General features: G+C 50.4%; 20 protein-coding genes and 1 riboswitch. Of the genes, 2 read left to right on the plus strand and 18 right to left on the minus strand.

Going from position 1 to position 18692, the window contains the following annotated elements; genetic code table 11:
• Positions 1-82: 82 nt before the first annotated feature.
• The 11 genes from NOM01_RS06140 to NOM01_RS06190 all read right to left on the minus strand — a co-directional run bounded on the left by NOM01_RS06140 (position 83) and on the right by NOM01_RS06190 (position 11293).
• Positions 83-1420 carry an MmgE/PrpD family protein gene (locus NOM01_RS06140; RefSeq protein ID WP_255747312.1) on the minus strand — a complete coding sequence of 446 codons (1338 nt, stop codon included), beginning with the start codon at positions 1418-1420 and terminating at the stop codon, positions 83-85.
• A 643-nt stretch (positions 1421-2063) separates the two neighbouring features.
• On the minus strand, positions 2064-2576 hold the full coding sequence (locus NOM01_RS06145) for a thioredoxin domain-containing protein (RefSeq protein ID WP_255747314.1): 513 nt from the start codon (positions 2574-2576) through the stop codon (positions 2064-2066).
• A 73-nt stretch (positions 2577-2649) separates the two neighbouring features.
• Positions 2650-3402 (minus strand): amino acid ABC transporter ATP-binding protein, encoded by a 753-nt coding sequence (locus NOM01_RS06150; RefSeq protein ID WP_255747413.1) that lies wholly within the window; start codon positions 3400-3402, stop codon positions 2650-2652.
• Positions 3403-3409: 7 nt separating this feature from the next.
• A complete protein-coding gene (locus NOM01_RS06155) occupies positions 3410-4084 on the minus strand; it encodes an amino acid ABC transporter permease (RefSeq protein WP_255747316.1) in 675 nt (224 codons plus the stop codon).
• Positions 4085-4225: 141 nt separating this feature from the next.
• Positions 4226-5002 (minus strand): transporter substrate-binding domain-containing protein, encoded by a 777-nt coding sequence (locus NOM01_RS06160; protein WP_255747318.1) that lies wholly within the window; start codon positions 5000-5002, stop codon positions 4226-4228.
• Positions 5003-5037: 35 nt separating this feature from the next.
• Complete coding sequence (locus NOM01_RS06165) at positions 5038-5583, minus strand: GNAT family N-acetyltransferase (protein ID WP_255747319.1); 546 nt, start codon at positions 5581-5583, stop codon at positions 5038-5040.
• Between the two features lie 13 nt (positions 5584-5596).
• The gene (gene purB, locus NOM01_RS06170) at positions 5597-6967 is read right to left on the minus strand and encodes an adenylosuccinate lyase (RefSeq protein ID WP_255747320.1); all 1371 of its coding nucleotides are present in this window, start codon (positions 6965-6967) and stop codon (positions 5597-5599) included.
• A gap of 15 nt (positions 6968-6982) precedes the next feature.
• On the minus strand, positions 6983-8143 hold the full coding sequence (locus NOM01_RS06175) for an amidohydrolase (protein WP_255747321.1): 1161 nt from the start codon (positions 8141-8143) through the stop codon (positions 6983-6985).
• Between the two features lie 45 nt (positions 8144-8188).
• Positions 8189-8986 (minus strand): transporter substrate-binding domain-containing protein, encoded by a 798-nt coding sequence (locus tag NOM01_RS06180; RefSeq protein ID WP_255747322.1) that lies wholly within the window; start codon positions 8984-8986, stop codon positions 8189-8191.
• Positions 8983-10176: an aminotransferase class I/II-fold pyridoxal phosphate-dependent enzyme gene (locus tag NOM01_RS06185; RefSeq protein ID WP_255747323.1), complete on the minus strand. Its 1194-nt coding sequence runs from the start codon at positions 10174-10176 to the stop codon at positions 8983-8985. The genes NOM01_RS06180 and NOM01_RS06185 overlap by 4 nt, the downstream gene beginning before the upstream one ends.
• Positions 10169-11293 carry an iron-containing alcohol dehydrogenase family protein gene (locus NOM01_RS06190; protein WP_255747325.1) on the minus strand — a complete coding sequence of 375 codons (1125 nt, stop codon included), beginning with the start codon at positions 11291-11293 and terminating at the stop codon, positions 10169-10171. The genes NOM01_RS06185 and NOM01_RS06190 overlap by 8 nt, the downstream gene beginning before the upstream one ends.
• Before the next feature lie 120 nt (positions 11294-11413).
• Positions 11414-11523: riboswitch (SAM riboswitch) on the minus strand.
• 130 nt (positions 11524-11653) lie between these two features.
• Between NOM01_RS06190 and NOM01_RS06195 the strand changes: the two genes are divergently transcribed.
• On the plus strand, positions 11654-11854 hold the full coding sequence (locus NOM01_RS06195) for a hypothetical protein (protein ID WP_255747326.1): 201 nt from the start codon (positions 11654-11656) through the stop codon (positions 11852-11854).
• Positions 11855-11944: 90 nt separating this feature from the next.
• On the plus strand, positions 11945-12274 hold the full coding sequence (locus tag NOM01_RS06200; RefSeq protein ID WP_255747327.1) for a hypothetical protein: 330 nt from the start codon (positions 11945-11947) through the stop codon (positions 12272-12274).
• A 611-nt stretch (positions 12275-12885) separates the two neighbouring features.
• Here the strand turns inward: NOM01_RS06200 and NOM01_RS06205 are convergent.
• From NOM01_RS06205 to spoIIID, 7 genes are all read right to left on the minus strand, one after another.
• Positions 12886-13803: a dihydroorotate dehydrogenase gene (locus NOM01_RS06205; RefSeq protein ID WP_255747328.1), complete on the minus strand. Its 918-nt coding sequence runs from the start codon at positions 13801-13803 to the stop codon at positions 12886-12888.
• Positions 13804-14026: 223 nt separating this feature from the next.
• The gene (gene fabZ, locus NOM01_RS06210; protein WP_255747329.1) at positions 14027-14458 is read right to left on the minus strand and encodes a 3-hydroxyacyl-ACP dehydratase FabZ; all 432 of its coding nucleotides are present in this window, start codon (positions 14456-14458) and stop codon (positions 14027-14029) included.
• 18 nt (positions 14459-14476) lie between these two features.
• Entirely contained in the window at positions 14477-14809 is a 333-nt protein-coding gene (locus NOM01_RS06215; RefSeq protein WP_255747330.1) for a DNA-directed RNA polymerase subunit beta, read from the minus strand.
• A gap of 14 nt (positions 14810-14823) precedes the next feature.
• Complete coding sequence (locus tag NOM01_RS06220) at positions 14824-15666, minus strand: flagellar hook-basal body protein (protein ID WP_255747414.1); 843 nt, start codon at positions 15664-15666, stop codon at positions 14824-14826.
• Positions 15667-15762: 96 nt separating this feature from the next.
• Positions 15763-16578, minus strand: a complete 816-nt coding sequence (locus tag NOM01_RS06225) for a flagellar hook-basal body protein (RefSeq protein WP_255747331.1) — start codon at positions 16576-16578, stop codon at positions 15763-15765.
• A 152-nt stretch (positions 16579-16730) separates the two neighbouring features.
• Positions 16731-17732, minus strand: coding sequence for a rod shape-determining protein (gene mreB, locus NOM01_RS06230; protein ID WP_255747332.1), 1002 nt, complete (start codon positions 17730-17732; stop codon positions 16731-16733).
• 179 nt (positions 17733-17911) lie between these two features.
• Positions 17912-18181 carry a sporulation transcriptional regulator SpoIIID gene (gene spoIIID / locus NOM01_RS06235; RefSeq protein WP_023509445.1) on the minus strand — a complete coding sequence of 90 codons (270 nt, stop codon included), beginning with the start codon at positions 18179-18181 and terminating at the stop codon, positions 17912-17914.
• Positions 18182-18692 lie beyond the last annotated feature (511 nt).

Below are 18692 nucleotides of genomic sequence, written 5' to 3' on the forward strand. Positions count from 1 at the left end.
GTGTGCCAACTGAATTGTAACCTTGGCAGATCACCCAGACTTCTGTACACGCACAATGACTTCTGAGGCGATCTCATTTTTTTCAATTAATCAAGCGGATAAGCGGTCCGAGCGGTTCATGTTCCAGTCGATTAATTAATGCGGTGATGTCGGTCGCGTTCTCGGATGCTTGGCTGAGCTTGGTTTGGTGTTCAAGCTGAGATAGCGGATTGGCAGGACTGCCCTTCGGCTGGTCAACAATCGTCGAATAGATTTTGCCGGATCGGGTGGTCACTTTGACTGCCGTGTATCTGCCTTTCGGCTGCGCATTCTCGGATGCTTGCCATTCCGGATCATCGTAATTGCGTTGCACTTTGAGCAGCTCGGCACGTGTTTTCTCCGGGATCGGTGTTGGCGCGAACGCAGCCCGTTCCAAAGGCTGACCGGTTAACGCAAGCCAAACAATATATTCAATACAGAAGCGTCCCTCTTCACCTGTCTGCGGTGCACGAACAAGCAATGCGCTGTCACCGTTTTTCGGGAAAAAGACATCGATGCGAGCAATATCGGACGCTTTAAATCGATGGGCGTGATAGAGGCTTTGTGCTGCATCCGCGCCCTGCATCGCGGCCGAGCAGAAGGTATAGCGCTTGAACCACAGCCCCGGCGAGACGATTCGCCAAGGTTTCCCCCAGGTTTGCTTCCATTTGGCGATATCCGGATTGGCGGTTCCATAGACGCGAAAATAGCCGTTTGCTTCATTAAAGAGCTCTGTCGATCCGGCAATGCCCGCCTCTTCTACCGCTTCATAAGCAAAAACAGCCGCACGTGCCGCAAGTCCTGCGTGCAGCGGCTTAACTGCTGTGCCTACCTGAAAACGAAGCCCGGCACTTTGTGTCGCTGCAATGCCGAGTACTTGCGCGAGCCGAGTATTAGGCAGATGCTTAAGCGCGCCAATTGCTGCTGCGGCCGCGATTGCACCGAATGTTCCGGTTGCGTGCCATCCGTGCAGATAGTGATAGGGATTGACGGATTCGCCAAGGCGGGCCATCATCTCGACGCCAATGATATAAGCGCGTAGGAACTCATCGCCCATAGTATCCGCATCAGATACGGCAAGCAGCGCGGACAAAATGGGCGCACTCGGATGTCCGCGTACGCCGGCATGTGTATCGTCATAATCAAGGTAATGTGCTTGAAATCCGTTAAACAAAGCGGCGTTCTGTGCTGTAACCCATATATTGGCACCGATTAAGGTTGCCGGGCCCTGTTCGCGTGCAACATAATCGTGAAGCTTTGCAACGGCTGATTCCTGAACGGCGGCGAGCGACGACGCGATATAATCGGAGAGTCCGGTTCGCGCGGCTGCCAACGCCTGATCATCCTGCAACGGATCCGAAGATTGAATAAGCTTTACAATTGTTTCCGTTTGATGGTCCATGTTCCGTCCTCCTTGCAAATTAACTGATCTATTCGGAAGATCCGCCTCTTTCGGCGGATCCGTCCGCTTCTGAAATAAACGAACGGCTTGATTCGAACTTTTTCGGATCGAGTAAAGCAGGCGCGCATTGTTCAGTGGTTTGTTACCTCTGTTTCATTAAGGTTCTGGTCCTTAATTAAGTAACGAGTAGAATAAGCGGAGATTTTCCGGTTATATGCACCATGGAGCTAGTTTCGCCGGTAAATAAGGGTAATTTTTCCGCTTATATGCACCATGGAGCTTGTTTCGCCGGTAAATAAGGGTAATTTTTCCGCTTATATGCACCATGGAGCTTGTTACACCGGTAAATAAGGGTAATTTTTCCGCTTATGCAAAGCAAAACTCTCCATTCTCACGTTTTTCGATTCGATAAGGGGAATTTCTCCGTCTATTTAAGCTATTTTTTCGTTCATTTTCTAATTAAGGGTAATTTTTCCGTCTATTTATAAGATTGGGTGCTTACTTGATCGTACAACCGATCCGTGCGGATTAGGAGTCAACAGCTTATGACCCTATCGTTGTACCGGCAAAGGCGAAACGATAAACTTTCTTTTCCTGTGAAAAAGGCCGGGCATATGTTGGCCCGGCCTTAACTCGTTGCAGATCAGATTGCAGGTGCGGATTCTAATTCTTTGTTCAGGTCGTCCTGCGTGATTTTGATCGGCGTTGATCCATTCTTGCTGAACAGCGCGGTCGGCACGGAAGTTGCGTCGAAGGCAATCGCTTCCTGAGTAATGGTCAGGCTGTACTCTGTGTTGTCTGGCTGCACAGTCAGTCCATAGTTGTCGGTCAGGTAAGTCTTGATTTCACTGTCGTTGAGCGCTTTCCATTCTGCCTGATCCTTGAACAGCTGCAGGATGATCGGGTTGGTTTTCGCCTGATCCTTGTAGTCGAGGAACAGGTGCACCAGGTTGCCCTTGAGCAGGCCGACCTTCGGCTTATCAAACGGCTTGAGAATGAGCTCAAGCTGCTTGTTTTCGATGGCCGGAAGCAGCTCTGTTTCATAGTTTTTCAGATAGTTTGCGCAGTGCGGGCAGGCAAGGTTGGTCATCACAGTCAATTTCAGCGGTGCTTCTTTGGAACCGAAATGAAAGCCTGTATCGGATAGTGTAGGCATGGTGATCCCTCCAATTTGATGTTACTTTTACGCTAACTTAATCTGCGGCGAGGCGCAAGAAATATGCAACGGCTTATACCGGTACTTCTTTGTGCTTGTCAAGTTGCTGCAGGAAACGTCGCGTACGCTCATTTTTTGAATAGCGAAGGACATCGTTCGGTGCCCCTTGTTCGATAATTTTGCCATCCGCCATGAACACGACCTTGTCGGCGACTTCACGTGCAAATTCGATTTCGTGGGTGACAACAATCATGGTCATCTTTTTTTCCGCAAGGTTGCGGAGAACACGTAATACACTGTCGACCAGTTCGGGATCGAGCGCGGAGGTCGGTTCGTCGAGCAGGATCGCTTTCGGATTCACCGCGAGCGCGCGGGCGATACTGACGCGCTGCTGCTGACCGCCGGACAACGTGACGGGATATTGGTCACGCTGATCTTCGAGATTGACCTGTTTGAGAAATTCCAATCCGAGACGCTCTGCCTCACTTTTCTTCATGTTCTTGGCGAGGATCAGTGCGGCGGTCACATTTTGCAGTGCGGTCTTATTACGGAACAGGTTGTAGTGCTGAAACACCATGGCCGTCTGTTGGCGCAATGCGACGACCTCTTTTTTTCCATAATGTTCCGCACCCAGACTTGCTTCGCCGATTTTGATTTCACCTTGATCCGGCTGTTCGAGCAGGTTCAGACAGCGCAGCAAGGTTGATTTTCCGGAACCGGACGGGCCGATAATCGCGACAACTTCACCTTCGTCGACCGTGAAATCGATACCGTCCAACACGACGTTGTCTTTAAATTTTTTGTGCAGATTGTGTACGTTAATCATGCTCATTTTATGCCCTCCTCAATGGTTTCCCAAGCCATTTTTCCAAATAGCTCTGCAGCCAGGAATAGATGATCACAAGCATCCAATAGGTGAGGCCGATTGCCAGGTAGGTCTCGAAAAATTTCAACGAGGCTGAAGCGATCATTTTCCCTTCGGCGAACAGCTCGGTAACGCCGAGTGTGAACGCGAGCGAGGTCTGCTTAATCAGCGATACAAAGGTGTTACCGGTGCCGGGCAAAGCATTGAGCGCTGCCTGGGGCAGGACGATATGGGTGAAAATCTTGAATCTGCTGATGCCGACGGCGAGTCCCGCCTCGAGCTGCCCTTCATCCACGGAATCGAGTCCGGCGCGAAAGATTTCCGCAAGAAAAGATGCTTCCTTTAAGCTCAAGCCGATAATGGCCGCGACCATTGCGTTCAACCCGGACAATGATGGAAAGAGCTGCGGCAGGCCGTAATAGATGATGAAAAGCAGGACCAGTGTCGGCATCGCCCGAAACAGTGAGATATAGACAATAGCAAGCTGCTTGACGCCGGGCAGATTGGATTGACGTGCAAGCGCAATGACCAGTCCGAGCAGGCAGGCGAAGATCATCGATATCACAGCAAGCAGCAAGGTGATGGGTATATAGTTGAAAATCAATGGAAAAACACGAAGCATATAGCCAAAGTCGAAATTCATGATGTCTTTGTCTTCCTTTCTGTCTGAATGGACCGAATGTGCGCGAGGTGCTCGCCAAAATGCATTGCAGTACCTTCTTCAATGCATGCCGCATTAAAGGCGTCGATGAGCCGTCCCCATGATATACCGCCGAGGTCCATTTTACTTCTCAACAGTAATATCTTCATCGAAGTACTTTTCCGAAATTTTCTTGAGTGTGCCGTCTTCCTGCATTTTTTTCAGTTCCTTATCGAAAGCCTTCTGCAACTTTTTGCCTTTGGCATTCTTAAGGAATGGAAAGGCAACTTTATCTTCCGCTGCCGCTCCGTCAATAATTTTTAACGGCAGTTTGTTTTTTTCAATGGTTGCCTTCAGGATCGGGCGTGTGTTGACGAAACCGGCAACCTGATTTTTCACGGCGTCACTGATTGCTCCGTCGCGTGTTTCATAGGTCTTGATTTTAATTTTGGAATCGTAGGCTTGCAGGCTCTTCACGTTGTTTGATCCGAGGACACCCGCAACCGTTTTGCCTTCCAAGTCTTTCAAACTCTTAATCTGTGTATTTGCTTTATTCGTTGCAACCTGTGTCGCGTAATAACTATATGGCGTTGAAAATGCATATTTTTCCGCGCGTTCCGGTGTAACTGCTACTGCATTGGCAATCGAATCAATTTTACTGCCGTCCAATTGGCCGATCAAGCCTGCAAAGTCAACGGTCACCCATTTGACTTTGTAATTCAAACGCTTCGCAATCGTCTCGGCCACTTCAACATCAAAACCAACGAGGTTATCGCCGTCTTTATAGCTGTTTGGGTAGCTTTGTCCGGTTGTTCCGAGTGTGATGGTTTTATTGCCGGATCCTGTGCTTTGCCCGTTGCCGCAAGCAGCAATAGGAAGCAGTAAGAGAATAGATAGTGTGAGTGCAACTAATTTCTTCATAAGTAAAAAATTCCCCTTTTTCCGTTCATGTCGATTTAATGTTGTGTGGACACAGTCAGCGGGTTCGTTTTTCTCCACTGTTCATAGAGCTGCTGATCAAGCACCTTCAGAAAATAAATGGTGATGTGCCCTTTTTTCAAATCAGCCGTACCGACCTTAACGAAGCCGAGCGATTCATACATCGAGGCAAGCCAAGGATGGCTGTCGGCCGTGCCGAGCGTCACGGCGGGCAGATGCAGCTGCTGAATGAGTACTGTTTCCTCAACCCAGTGAAGCAGGTTCTTGCCCAAGCCGGAGTTCTTCTTTGACGGTGCGGTGGCGAACCAGCCGATATGCGGCAATCCGTATGGGCCGGGATTCGGTCCCCACGGAAAACGAAGAGACAGACTGGAGACAAGTTCGCCCTCCTCCTCGATGACGTAGACCGCATTGCCGCGCAAGTGGCGAACAATTTGCTCGCGATCTGCGGTGGCTGCTGCAAAATGGATGCCGAGCTCGCGAATCGATGCATAGGCGGAATGAATGAGCCGATAGTATGCGTCCGTGTCGGCGAGCGTCGCTTTTCGGTAAATATAGGTCATGCTTGTCGCTCCTTTATTGCTGAACCGGCCGACCGAGTACGGTGTCGGCACGCTGCAGGACGCGGTTGATTGCCGTCTGCGTACTGCCGAGATAGTGTGCCGGGTCGAGCCAGTGATCAATTTCTTCTTTACTGAAACGTGAACGAATCTCCGCTTCCTCCCACAGAACATCCTCAAACGGACGTTCCTGTTCAAAGGCGGTCATCGCGCAGGTGTAGACAAGGTGATGCGCGGTTTGTTTGCCAACCTCCTTGCCCAGCTCGAACATTACTTTTTCCGATAAAATCAAGCCATGCTGCAGCTTGAGATTTTTCAGCATGTTATCCTTACGCACCGTCAAGCCTTTCAGAATCCCCTGAGCCAGCTGCAGCTGAGCGGAGAGGTAGATATTCAATTCAGGCAGTGCAATCCATTCGGCGCGCCAGCTCATCGCGTCGCGCTCATGCTCCATGGTCAGTGATTGATGAATCAGCGCGGCTGCATGCAACACTGGCTGTGTCAGACTGGCCAGTCCCTCGCATGAGCTCGGGTTGCGCTTATGCGGCATAGTCGACGAGCCGACCTTGCCGGCTGTGAACGGTTCTTCAATTTCGTCGATTTCTGTATGCATCAGCAAGTAAAATTCATTGCCGATTTTACCCAGAGTACCGCTGATCAGTGCGATCACAGAGGCATACTCAGAAAAACGGTCACGCGAGGACTGCCAGCAAATGTTCGGCACGTTCAAGTCAAGCTTTTCTAATGCTAATTTCTCAATTTCCGGCCCTTTGCCGTCGAACGATGCATAGGTGCCAACTGCGCCGCTGATGTTTCCGGTCAGGACGCGTGCTTTGATTTCCTTGAGCCGATCGAGATGACGCAGTAATTCGTCGAGCCAGATGGCGCATTTAAAGCCGAAGGTAATCGGCAGCGCCTGAACGCCGTGCGTGCGCCCAGTCATGAGCGTATTCCGATACTTCTCGGCGAGGCCGCGAAGCAGGAGAGCAACAGCCTTGGTGTCGCGTTCGACAATAGTGAACGCTTCCTTCAGCTGCAGAACAGTGCCGGTGTCAACGATGTCCTGGGTTGTTGCGCCATAGTGAACGAATTCACCGTAGTCGCCGCTTTGATGCTGCAGCGCTTCAATCGTCGGCATGAGCGTATGCTGCAGTTCGGCGACTCGTGCTGCGATCGCATCAAGATCGTAATGATCCGCGTCGGCATGTGCCTCGATTGCTTTCGCCGCTTTCTCCGGAATTAAACCAACCTCGCCCTCAGCGTATGCAAGCGCGGCTTCAACGTCAAGATGCTTTTGAAAGCGATTTTTTTCATCCCATACTTGGCGCATCTCCGTAGTGCCGAAGCTGCCGCCGACCATTCGATTATCAATGATGTGTGCTCCCATTGCTACCCTCTCCTCTCACACCGACGCCGTTAGTTTTTTCAATGCCTCAATGGCAAGTGATTCAAAATAGCGCGATGTCGGATAGATGGCGTGATCATCGGCTCGGAATTTCGGATGGTGCAAGGCATAGGGACCGCCGCTGCCGACCATGACAAAAGCGCCGATCAAGCTTTCTTGATAAAAGGCAAAATCTTCACCGATGGAGGTCGGTTCGAGAAGCTTTGGTGTTAAGCCTTCTTTGCCTGCAACATCCAGTGCAAAATCAGTCCATTCCGGATCATTTTCAACGGACGGCGGGCCAGGGAACCATTTGAGTTCGATCTCTGATTCGAAGGTTTCCGCGATTCCGTTAAGGATCGTCCGAAATCGTTCGGGAATATAAGCGCGTACGTCTTTGCTGAATGTACGCACGGTGCCTTCAACAAATGCGGAGGCCGGGATGACATTCCATGTATTGCCGGCGTGTACCTGAGTGATACTGACGACCGCGTTTTCCGTGGATGCGATGTTGCGGCTGACAATGGATTGAAACACATTGATGACTTGTGCGAGAATGACGATCGGATCCTTGCCTTCATATGGGCGGGCAGCGTGTGCTCCCTTCGCGTTAATATGGATTTCGAAACGATCGACACCGGCGGTCAGTGCATGATGGCGCGAACCGATTTCGCCAACCTTTAATGTCGGATCGTTATGCAAGCCGAAAATCACCTTGACGTCATCGAGCACGCCGGTTTTCACAACTGACTCCGCACCATGTCCGGATTCTTCACCCGGCTGAAAAATCAGACGAACAGTTCCTTGGAGCTCATCTTCATGATCTTTCAGCAAATAGGCTGTACCAAGCAGCGTTGAAGTATGGAAGTCATGGCCGCAGGCATGCATCACGCCGTCGTTTTCCGAAGTGAAGGCGACGCCGGATTGCTCATGAATCGGCAATGCGTCGATGTCCGAACGGAGAGCAATCACCGGTCCGTCTTCTTTTCCGGATACTTCTGCAACCACACCGGTTTTCAGTGGAAGATTGAGTATCTTGATCTTCTTTTCTTCCAATGCAGCTTTAATTTTCTTCGTTGTTTCAACTTCTTCAAAGGACAGCTCAGGATGGCGATGCAGGTCATGTCTGAATGCGATCAATTGCTGTTCCAATAATTGTGTTTCCGAGGTCTGACTCATTATTTAACGATCCTTTCCTTTTGAGAGATTGCAAGTCTTTCAGATTTACTGCTGTGCTTTCGTCACATCAATGCCGAAATATTTATCGGACAGTTTGGCAAGCGTTCCGTCCTCTTTCAATTTCTTGAGCTGCTGGTTAAACTTTTTCAACAGTGCTTGTTCTTTCTTCGATTTCTTTGAGAACGGGAAGCTGATGTGTGTATGAGCAAGCGGCTGGTCAATCACACGCAGTGACAGATTGCTTTTCTTGATCGTTGCTTGAAGAATGGATGCTGCCTGAACATAGCCTGCGACCTGACCTTTGAGTGTATCGGTTTGCGGCCCTTCTCTTGTGTCATAGATCCGCACTTTGATATTCAGCTTATTTTTTTTAATGTAGTCATTTAAAATGTCCACTTTATTTGAACCTGAGACACCACCGACTGTTTTGCCCTCAAGGTCTTTAAGCGATTGAATTTTGCTGTCTTTCTTGACGGCAATGGCGGTTGTTGTGTAGGTGTACGGCGTTGTAAAATCATATTGCTTCGCTCGTTCCGGAGTCACTTCAAATGCGTTGGCGACCGTGTCAATTTTACCGCTGCCGAGTTGACCAAGCACACCGTCGAACGCTGTCAGATGCCATTCCACTTTATAGCCGAGCTTTTTCGCAATCGTCTCCAGCACTTCAACATCGTAGCCGGTCAGTTTCCCATTGTCATCCTTGTATGCGTTCGGATAGCTCTGTCCGGTCGCACCAACGCGCAATATTTTTTCTTGTGATTCTGCCTTACCGCTGCTTTGTCCGCAGCCGGCCACGCTCAGTAGTAAAAGTGCGGCTAATGCTCCTGCAAGCCATTTTTTCATCGTGTAATGTCACCCCTGATTTTTAATTGGTTTTGTTTGATCCGTTCAACGGCCGCCCGCAATCTCGATTGCGGTACAACCAGACTGACTCGAAAATAGGATTCGCCGGAAGAGCCGTATGCTGTTCCGGGAACAACAGCAATTCCCAAGTTATCTAATAGATTTTCTGAGTATTGGGTTGCAGAAAAGCCTTGAGGAACCCTGACCCATAGGAAAAACGTTCCTTTTGCCGGATACACTTGGTAACCGAGCGCGGTTAATTCTTCGATTAAGTAATCGCGGCGTGATTGGTAAAGCGCGCGCAACTGGGCTCGTTGACGTTCCTGAGTGCCGAGAGCGAATGCCGCGGCATCCTGCACGGCTCCGAACACGCCACCGACGTTGTTCACCAAATAGTGATTCAAATGCTTAATCAGTGACGCGTTGCCTGCCGCGAAGGCAACCCGCCAACCCGCCATATTGAATGTTTTCGAAAATGTATAGATTTCAATGCCTGCGTCCTTTGCCCCCGGCGTCTGCAGAAAGCTGCGCGGCGCTTCTTCCTCGAATCCGATGTCACCGTATGCGAAATCGTGGACAACGGCAAGGTTATTCTGTTTTGCATAATCAACGGTTTTTTCGAAAAAGGCTGCATTTGCCGAAGCCCCGGTCGGATTGTTCGGGTAATTAAGAAACAATAGCTTTGCCTTTTCGCTCACGTCTTGTGGGACATGCGTGTAATCGGGCAGAAAATCATTTTCCTCAAGCAGCGGCAGAGAAGCCGCATGCGCTCCCGCCATTGTGACACCGATCTCATAGCCTCCGAATGCCGGATCGGGAACAAGTGCTGTGTCGCCCGGATTGAGCAATGCCAGCGAGATCGCCGTCAATGCGACAATTGATCCGTTAAATATGGCGATTTCGGTGTCCGGATCGAGATCGACTTGATAATTTTTTTTATAAAAATCCGCGATCGCCTGCTTCAGCTTCTGTTTGCCTCCGTAGGGCGGATATCCTTGATTGGCCGTTTCTTTCGACGCTTGATGAAGGATGCTCACGATTTCCGGAAAGGTCGGCTGATCGGGATTCCCGCGGCCGAGATTGATGACATCGAGGCCTTTTTCCTTCAGCGCCTTGATCTTTTTGGCTTGCTGGGCGAAAAATTTCGGTTTAAGTGCCTGCAACCGCTCTGATGCTGCAAATTCAGTCATGAGTCGTTTCCACCTTTTCTGCGTGCTGCTGCGCGCGTGCCTCAAGTTTTTCAATCGCCGTCCGGACGCGCTCTGCTGTCACGTCAAAGGGCAGCTCGTGAATGCGCGAGTCCGAATCGGTCATGTGACGGGCAAGGATGCTCAGCTGCTGCTCGTTGCCGAGTGAAAGTCCGACCTGAGCTAGCTTCGTCGGCAGGCCGAGATCCTGATACAGATCAAGGACTTGTTTTTGTTCCGCCAGCTTGCTTTCGAGTTCGAGCTGAAGCAGGATTCCATAGGCAACCAAGGTGCCATGTGGTGCGACTGCTTCGAGTCCGAGAAAGGTCGAGGCGTTAAAAAACGCATGTGCGCCGACGCTTCGGCCATGTGCTTCGGCTAATCCGCCGACGAGTCCGGCAGCGATGAAAATGGTGTCGATGACCCTTTGAAGGGCAAGCGTTGCTGTCTTTTCTTTCACAGCGTCCAGCGCCTGCTTTCCGTTTTCAAAAACAGTATCTCGACAGGTTTTGGCGTAATCATAACTCAGTTGGAGCGGCAGGCTTCGTTCTTCCTGCGGAATTTTACTCAGACGAACGCGCGCTTCGTACCATTTGGCGAGCGTGTCACCAAGACCGGACTGAAACGCCTCGATTGGCGCTTCGGCGATGATTCTCGGCTCGACAAGCACAACGTTATTTGACTTTCGATGCCTCAGCGTTCCTAGCCGGCTGCCGTCTTCTTTATAGACGATGCTGATCGGTGTAAAACTGGCACAGTTCGAGGCAAGTGTCGGCAGCAGCACGCATGGAATGGATTGCCGCGCGGATACCGCTTTGACGGTATCGAGAATTTTCCCACCGCCGACACCAATGATGACATCGCTTGAATGCTGAATGCTTAATTGCTTAATGCGTTCCATTTCGCTTTCCGAGCATTCGCCTTGATGCACAGCTTCAGCAACGTTGGTAAGCTGGTCCAGCGGGAGATAAGGCTTAGCTGCCTCCCATGATCGATGTCCGTGAACCAGTAAGACGTTATGCCACCGCCTGTCATTCAGAATTTCGGGCAGCTGTTCAAACGCGCCGGGTTCATTGCAATAATACTCAGGCCCGAATCTTTGAACCACATGTTCACTCATCTTGTTCCTCCCTCTTTTCCATTATTCCAATTTCTTAAAGGGAGATTTATTGCTCCTGTTTCAATTAAAAAAGCTACTTTCCGCGATAAGAAAGTAACTTTTACTGAGCGTAATCGTTGACTCTTATCTTCCAGTACCGCCGGAGCAGTCTGCTAGATTTAACACCATACACTTAGGTGCTGGTTGTCGGACTTCATCGGGCTAGTTCCCTCCGTCGCTCTCGATAAGAAATGGAATTGTTCTGTTAGTATATGGCCTAATCCCCAGTTTGTCAATATGATTTATTTAAATTAAGCAGCATTCCCGATTTTTTCATAATTGAGATGCTTGAGTTTGTGCATTGGGAGTGGGGGGCGTGCATTGATTGGGGTTTTTCGTGCATTGAACCATGATTATCGTGCATTGGATCATGATTATCGTGCATTGGATCACTGGTTTCGGGCATGGGGGGCGATCCTGAGCCTGGTTCGTGCGTTGGCATCGTATTTTCGTGCATTGGACTCGGGTTTTCGCGCATTGAACCATGATTATCGTGCATTGGATCATGAATTTCGGGCATAGTGCTGATCTAGTTCCCCGGTTCGTGCGTTGGCATCGTATTTTCATGCATTGGACTCGGGTTTTCGCGCATCAAACCATGATTATCGTGCATTGGATCATGAATTTCGGGCATGGGGGGCGATCCTGAGCCTGGTTCGTGCGTTGGCATCGTATTTTCGTGCATTGGACTTGGGTTTTCGCGCATTGAACCATGATTATCGTGCATTGGATCATGAATTTCGGGCATGGGGGGCGATCCTGAGCCCGGTTCGTGCATTGGCATCGTATTTTCATGCATTGGACTCGGGTTTTCGCGCATTGAACCATGATTATCGTGCATTGGATCACTGGTTTCGGGCATGGGGGGATCCTGAGCCCGGTTCGTGCATTGGCATCGTATTTTCGTGCATTGGACTCGGGTTTTCGTGCATTGAACCATGATTATCGTGCATTGGATCACTGGTTTCGGGCATGGGGGGATCCTGGCCCAGGTTCGTGCGTTGGCGTCGTATTTTCGTGCATTGATTGGGGTTTTTCGTGCATTGAACCATGATTATCGTGCATTGGATCATGAATTTCGGGCATGGGGGGGATCCTGAGCCCGGTTCGTGCGTTGGCGTCATGGGTTCGCGCATTGATTTAGGGATTTCGTGCATTGAACCATGATTATCGTGCATTGGATCACTGGTTTCGGGCATGGGGGGATCCTGAGCCCGGTTCGTGCGTTGGCATCGTATTTTCGTGCATTGGACTCGGGTTTTCGCGCATTGAACCATGATTATCGTGCATTGGATCATGAATTTCGGGCATGGGGGGGATCCTGGCCCCGGTTCGTGCGTTGGCATCGTATTTTCATGCATTGGACGGGTTTTCGCGCATTGATTTAGGGATTTCGTGCGTTGAATCTCATTTTCCGGGCATGGGTTCTGGTCCTTGTCCCTGGTCGTGCATGGGCATTGGGGTTTGCTATGTCATCATTCAATTTCACACAGCATTGAGCTAGTTTTTAAGCAACAAAAAAAGCGCGGCACCGGCCGCGCTTTTTGTCTGCATCAGCTGAGGTCTACTTGACCGATCAGGCTGGAGACGGAATGGATATCTTCGCGCATCAAATAGTCGCGAATCTGGTTGATGATTTCAATCATCGCGGCGGGATTGCGGTAGTTTGCGGTCCCGACCTGGACTGCGGCAGCACCGGCGAGCAGCATTTCAATTGCATCGCTGCCGGTCATCACACCGCCGCTGCCGATGATCGGCAGATGGCTGATTTGGTGCACTTGAAAGATGAGGCGCACAATCAGCGGCTTGATCGCTGAGCCTGAAAGTGTGCCGATGACATTGCCTAGCTTCGGCTTGCGCGTGTTGATGTCGATGGACATGGCTGAATATGCGTTCGCCACGGTAAAGGCATCCGCGCCGCCCTGTTCAGCGGCGAGTGTAATTTCCTGAATACGCGAGACGGACGGCGACAATTTTGCAATCAGCGGCTTGTCGGTGACGTTTCGAATTTTGCGGATTAAGCTGTAGGTTGACTCGCTGAGCAGTCCGAACACTTGTCGATTGTCATCACTATTCGGGCAAGAGAGATTGATTTCAAAGCCGGCAATCTTATCCCATTTGTTTAACTTTTCGGCAGTCTGAGCGAATTCATCAACGGTTTCTCCGGAAAGATTGATGATCAGCGGCGGTTGATAGGGTTCATACACCGGCAAAACGCGTGCTTCAAAATATTCGATATCCTCGCTTTGAAAGGTCACGGAGTTCAGCATGCTGCCCTCCGCCTCGAAAATGCTTGAAGCCTGCTCTTTGCTGTGTTTGTTCATGGAAATACTTTTCGGAATAAACGCACCGATTTGGTTGGCGTCGAAATCCGGTTTACTTGTTAACTCAAATGTTCCGCAGGCGGGCATGACCGGACTGGTCAGCGTCAGCCCTGCAAAATTAACGGAGAGGTCAGGTTCTTGACTCATCTTTGACCACCCGAGTTTCTTAAGCTTGCTTCTGTCTCTTTATTCATCAACTTACTCACTCCTAATCTTGATGCTTCTTTCTTTACCTTCTGGTGTTGGTCGGCGAGCTTAGGTGTTGTCAGTATAAAGGACTGGTTGGGAAACTTCCAGAGAAATATCTTCCAATTAATCCGTGAAAATAGAACAGACGTCCGATCGAATCGTGACGTCTGAATGTTCAACGTTATTCTGCTGCTTTCAGGGCAAACATCATTTCTGCTTCGCAGGCGACTTCGCCGTCAACGGTGGCGACACCTTTGGCTTTGGCGAAACCGGCACGGAAGCGAAGAATTTCTGCTTCTAGTCTCAGCTGATCACCGGGTCGTACTTGACGCTTGAAGCGGCATTTGTCGATACCGGCATAAAGTGTCAGCATGTTCTCCTGCTTACCTTGGCTAAGTACCGCGATGCCGCTGACCTGAGCAAGTGCCTCTACAATCAGGACTCCGGGCATGACCGGATAATCCGGAAAATGGCCTTGGAAAAACGGTTCGTTGACCGTAACATTTTTAATAGCGACCGCTTTTTTACCGTCTTCGACTTCAAGGACTCGGTCGACCAGCAGGAATGGATAGCGGTGCGGTAATATTTTTTTGATTTCGTCGATCGTTAACAAACGATCGCCTCCCTTCAATCAGTCCCTTTTCAGGAAATCGAGAATGTGCTGCCAAGTAGCAGGTTCAAAGACTGCCAATGGGCTGCGATGACCGAGCCCGCCATAACCAAACATTGCACCGGCGGCAAGGGCGATCGCGCAGAGGGCGATCAAGGCGATCAGCCGCTGCCAGATCGGAAAGCGCCGCTTTTTGTAACCGAAGAACGGGTTAAACAACGGCTTTTGTTCTTCGTTTGCTTTTTCCGGCGTTTTGCGTTCGGCCTTTTGTGCCTCTTGTCGTGCTGCTCGGGCCGCTTTTCTCGTTTCCGGACTTGTTTTCGGTTTATTATGTAGCTTTTCGTTCGTTTCCATTACGTGTTCCTCGCTTAACGCAGCAGACCGTTGACCAGACCGGCCATCTGATCGCCGATCGTAATTGATCGCGCGTTCAGCTGATAATTGTGCTGCAGATTAATCAGATCCGCCATTTCTTTGGTCAGATCGACGTTTGAATTTTCCAGCTTGCCTTGTGCCACGCTGCCTGCATTTTCGGCAACCGGCTGAACCACATCATTCAGACCGATGCCGAGCTGTGCTAAATTCGGTAAGGTGTAGAGGCTGTTGCCCTGGTTCTCCAGCAATTGCGGTCGGCTGATCGTAACCAGTCCGAGCTGTCCTGCGTTTACGCGCGCGCCATTTGCCAGCTCAACCGATATCGCGCCGGTACTGCTGATCTGCAGATCATGGTAAGTCGCCGGAATCGTGATCGGCTGTCCGTCTGTGCCGAGCACCGCGTCGCCGCTTTTCGTGAGCAGACGCAGGGTGTTCGGATCATTAGGATCCGGCTGCGTATTGAAGGCGCCGGCACGTGTGTATGCTGTTGCGCCGCCATGATTTACGGTGAAAAATTGGTGATCATCGGTCAGGGCGAGGTCGAGCGGATTATCGGTCTGTTGGATCGCGCCCATGGAAAGATCCAGTGACGTATCGCCGATTCGCGCGCCGGAGCCGTCACGAATGCCGGACGGAGTCAATCGGTTGGTTTGGTCCGTCTGATCGGCATCAGCCGGGGTCATGTTGTCGATTTGCTGAAAAAGCAGATCGGTAAACTTCGCGTCCCTGCTTTTGTAGCCGGTCGTGCTGACGTTCGCGATGTTGTCTGCAACCGTCGCAAGCTGCTGCTGAATCTGTCCTAAAGTTACTGCCGAAGCCATCATTTGCCGCTGCATCACACTCACCTGCCCCTATATTTTTTAAAATCTGTTCGAAAAGGAGGACAAAAAGGACCTCATTACCTTTTCCCCGGATTTTTCGAACATCCTCATTTAGCTTATGCGTCCGACTTGATTCACTGCTTTATCAAGTGAGCCGTCGATGATTTGCAGCACCTTTTGGTTTGCCTCAAAGGATCGGTACGATTCCATCATATCGGTGACGGTCTGATCTGCCTGAACATTGGACCCTTCAACAAATCCCTGTTTCACGTTAAAACTGACCTGGCCGTTTCCGTTTGCCGCGGGCAGCGCGCCGCCACCATCGAGACGGAACAGGCTGCTGCCTTCTTTGACCAGCTGATTGGTGTTTGCCGCATAGCTGACACCGATTTGTCCGTAATTCGCTCCGCCGGAAGTAATCGTACCATCGGCTGCTACTTGGAATTGGTCGGATGGGAGCTGTATCGGCTGACCGGCAGTATTCACTACCTGATCGCCCACGTCATCGGTCAGATAGCCGGTCGGACTCAAGGTAAAATGGCCGTTGCGTGTATAACGCGCATCGCCGGCAGGTGTCCGGACATTGAAGAGCAGAGCGCCTTCCTGTGCGCCGGTTTGCGGATTGACCGGAAGTGCCGACGTTATGAGCGCGACGTCGGTCGCTTTTCCCGTTTCCGTGACCGTGCCCTGTGAAAAATCGGGAACTGCCTCATCCATATACACACCGGTTGCAAGGTCGCCGACCTCAGTTGAGGCGGTCATGTCGCCGCCGAGCCGGTTAATCAGCTGCTCCGGGAACGTGCGCAGTTTCGTCTGGTCGCTTTTATAGCCGGGGGTGTCCACGTTGTTCAAGTTGTTTGACAAGGTTTCCTGTCTTCTCTGCTGGGCAATCATGCCTGCAGCCGATGTATACAAGCCTCTGATCAATGTCCTTCACCTGCCTGTTTTAATTTCTGCACATTTTGCCTCACACTAAAATTGCGTACGAAGTGCTGAAACGCCGCCAACCGGTGCGGCGGATGCCGCACTTTTGACAAAACGACTTGTCCTTATTCTTGATGCGCAAAAGCGCAGAGCTGTTAATTTGCTTTGCGCTTTGGTAATTTATCCAGATGTTCGAGCATTTTGCCGGCGCCTTCAACGACGCAGGTCATCGGGTTGTCGGCCACTACGACAGGCACTTTCAGCTCGCTTGCGAGCAGTTGGTCGATGCCGTGAAGCTGCGCGCCGCCGCCCGTAAGAATGACGCCGCGGTCGATGATGTCTGCGGAGAGTTCCGGCGGTGTTTGTTCGAGCACGTTCTTTGCCGCGCGGACGAGTGTGCCGACGGAATCGGCGAGTGCTTCTTCGATTTCATTCGAATGAACGGTCAACGTTTTCGGAAGGCCGGTCACCATGTCGCGGCCGCGGATATCCATGCTTTCGTCGCGTGCATTCTTGAAGACGGTGCCGACGGTTATTTTAATTTGTTCTGCGGTCCGTTCACCAATGAGCAGTTTGTATCGCTTCTTAATATAGTTCAAGATCTCTTGGTCGAATTTGTCGCCCGCCAGTTTAATGGACTGGGAGGTCACAATATCGCCCATAGAGAGGACGGCGATGTCGGTTGTTCCGCCGCCGATATCGATGACCATGTTGCCGCTCGGCTGGAAAATGTCCATGCCGGCGCCGACTGCGGCTACCTTTGGTTCTTCCTCAAGGTAGACTTGCTTGCCACCACTTCGTTCGGCAGCTTGGCGAATCGCTTTCTGCTCAACCGATGTGATATGGGTCGGTGTGCAGATCAGGATTCTCGGTTTTTTTAGGAAGCCTCTAACATTAATTTTATCAATAAAATGCGTCAGCATAAGTTCTGTGATTTCAAAATCTGCAATGACGCCATCGCGGAGCGGACGCAGCGCGACAATATTGCCTGGCGTACGTCCAACCATTCGTCTTGCTTCTTCACCGACTGCCAGCATTTGTTTCGTATCCGTATCGATTGCGATTACTGACGGTTCATTCAGAACGACGCCCTGTCCTTTTACATAAATCAGTACATTCGCCGTACCGAGATCAATTCCGATATCTCTTGAAAACACGTCAAATCCTCCCTGTCAAAACACCTGGAGTACATCCAGGATATTTATCAATCATTATTTCATTTTATCACAAATTCAATCAAACAGGGAGTCGTGTCGAAAAATATTACATCCGGTCGATTCGAATGGTTTCCGACGTTCGGATTTGAAGCATCATCTCTTTTAGTATTGGTCTTAAATTAGTGCTGAACTGCTTGTTCGGTATCTTTTTGATATTTCAGTCGCGTTGCCTCCCCTCCCCGAAGATGGCGGATTGACTTATGATAATCGAGCACGTTTTTTACTGCGTTTGCCAGTTCCGGATTGATGTTCGGCAGCCGCTCCGTCAAGTCTTTGTGAACGGTACTTTTCGACACTCCGAACTCCTTGGCTATTACCCGTACCGTCTTTTTTGTCTCCACGATATGCTTTCCAATCTTGATCGTACGCTCTTTGATGTAATCGTGCACACCACTCGCCTCCTGTAATCATGAATGCGAAATGAGACAATCTTTGGAGGAAACGGAACTTATTCAACGCATCATGCTCGTTCCAAGCCCGCCGCGCTCACCTCGAAACCCCGTATGTGAGTTTGTAACATCTTATTAAACGAGTTCCGGTTATATGCCAAAAAGTCAATGGGGACAAGGGTTGACGAGCAGGGGCACGTCCCACTTCATCCGTTCGGGAGCTACGTTGTTGTGGTGTGGGGAACTTTCCATGCTGGGTGCGGGCTGGAAAGTTCTTCTTTTGGAACGAGAATGTGGGAATTGATCCGAACGTAAAAAAACGCGTCCTCTTTGATGGCTGGAGCGACGCGTTTATCTGATGCGGTAGAATTTTCGTGGGGCATTAGGTGGTTTGGTGGGAAATTTTTCTTTTTATATAAGGATGTGGGAATTTTCTTTGTGGAAAATTCCTTCATAATAGATTCGATGGAGTTTGGGGCTCATTCAGTTCAACTTTCCAACGGTTCGGTCT

This window comes from Sporolactobacillus sp. STSJ-5, assembly GCF_024385605.1.
GTDB lineage: Bacteria > Bacillota > Bacilli > Bacillales > Sporolactobacillaceae > Sporolactobacillus.

Coding starts and splice junctions, on each gene's coding strand:
- NOM01_RS06140 (WP_255747312.1), bottom strand. CDS start 1,420: ATGGACCATCAAACGGAAACAATTGTAAAGCTTATTCAATCTTCGGAT.
- NOM01_RS06145 (WP_255747314.1), bottom strand. CDS start 2,576: ATGCCTACACTATCCGATACAGGCTTTCATTTCGGTTCCAAAGAAGCA.
- NOM01_RS06150 (WP_255747413.1), bottom strand. CDS start 3,402: ATGATTAACGTACACAATCTGCACAAAAAATTTAAAGACAACGTCGTG.
- NOM01_RS06155 (WP_255747316.1), bottom strand. CDS start 4,084: ATGAATTTCGACTTTGGCTATATGCTTCGTGTTTTTCCATTGATTTTC.
- NOM01_RS06160 (WP_255747318.1), bottom strand. CDS start 5,002: ATGAAGAAATTAGTTGCACTCACACTATCTATTCTCTTACTGCTTCCT.
- NOM01_RS06165 (WP_255747319.1), bottom strand. CDS start 5,583: ATGACCTATATTTACCGAAAAGCGACGCTCGCCGACACGGACGCATAC.
- purB (WP_255747320.1), bottom strand. CDS start 6,967: ATGGGAGCACACATCATTGATAATCGAATGGTCGGCGGCAGCTTCGGC.
- NOM01_RS06175 (WP_255747321.1), bottom strand. CDS start 8,143: ATGAGTCAGACCTCGGAAACACAATTATTGGAACAGCAATTGATCGCA.
- NOM01_RS06180 (WP_255747322.1), bottom strand. CDS start 8,986: ATGAAAAAATGGCTTGCAGGAGCATTAGCCGCACTTTTACTACTGAGC.
- NOM01_RS06185 (WP_255747323.1), bottom strand. CDS start 10,176: ATGACTGAATTTGCAGCATCAGAGCGGTTGCAGGCACTTAAACCGAAA.
- NOM01_RS06190 (WP_255747325.1), bottom strand. CDS start 11,293: ATGAGTGAACATGTGGTTCAAAGATTCGGGCCTGAGTATTATTGCAAT.
- NOM01_RS06205 (WP_255747328.1), bottom strand. CDS start 13,803: ATGAGTCAAGAACCTGACCTCTCCGTTAATTTTGCAGGGCTGACGCTG.
- NOM01_RS06215 (WP_255747330.1), bottom strand. CDS start 14,809: ATGGAAACGAACGAAAAGCTACATAATAAACCGAAAACAAGTCCGGAA.
- NOM01_RS06220 (WP_255747414.1), bottom strand. CDS start 15,666: ATGCAGCGGCAAATGATGGCTTCGGCAGTAACTTTAGGACAGATTCAG.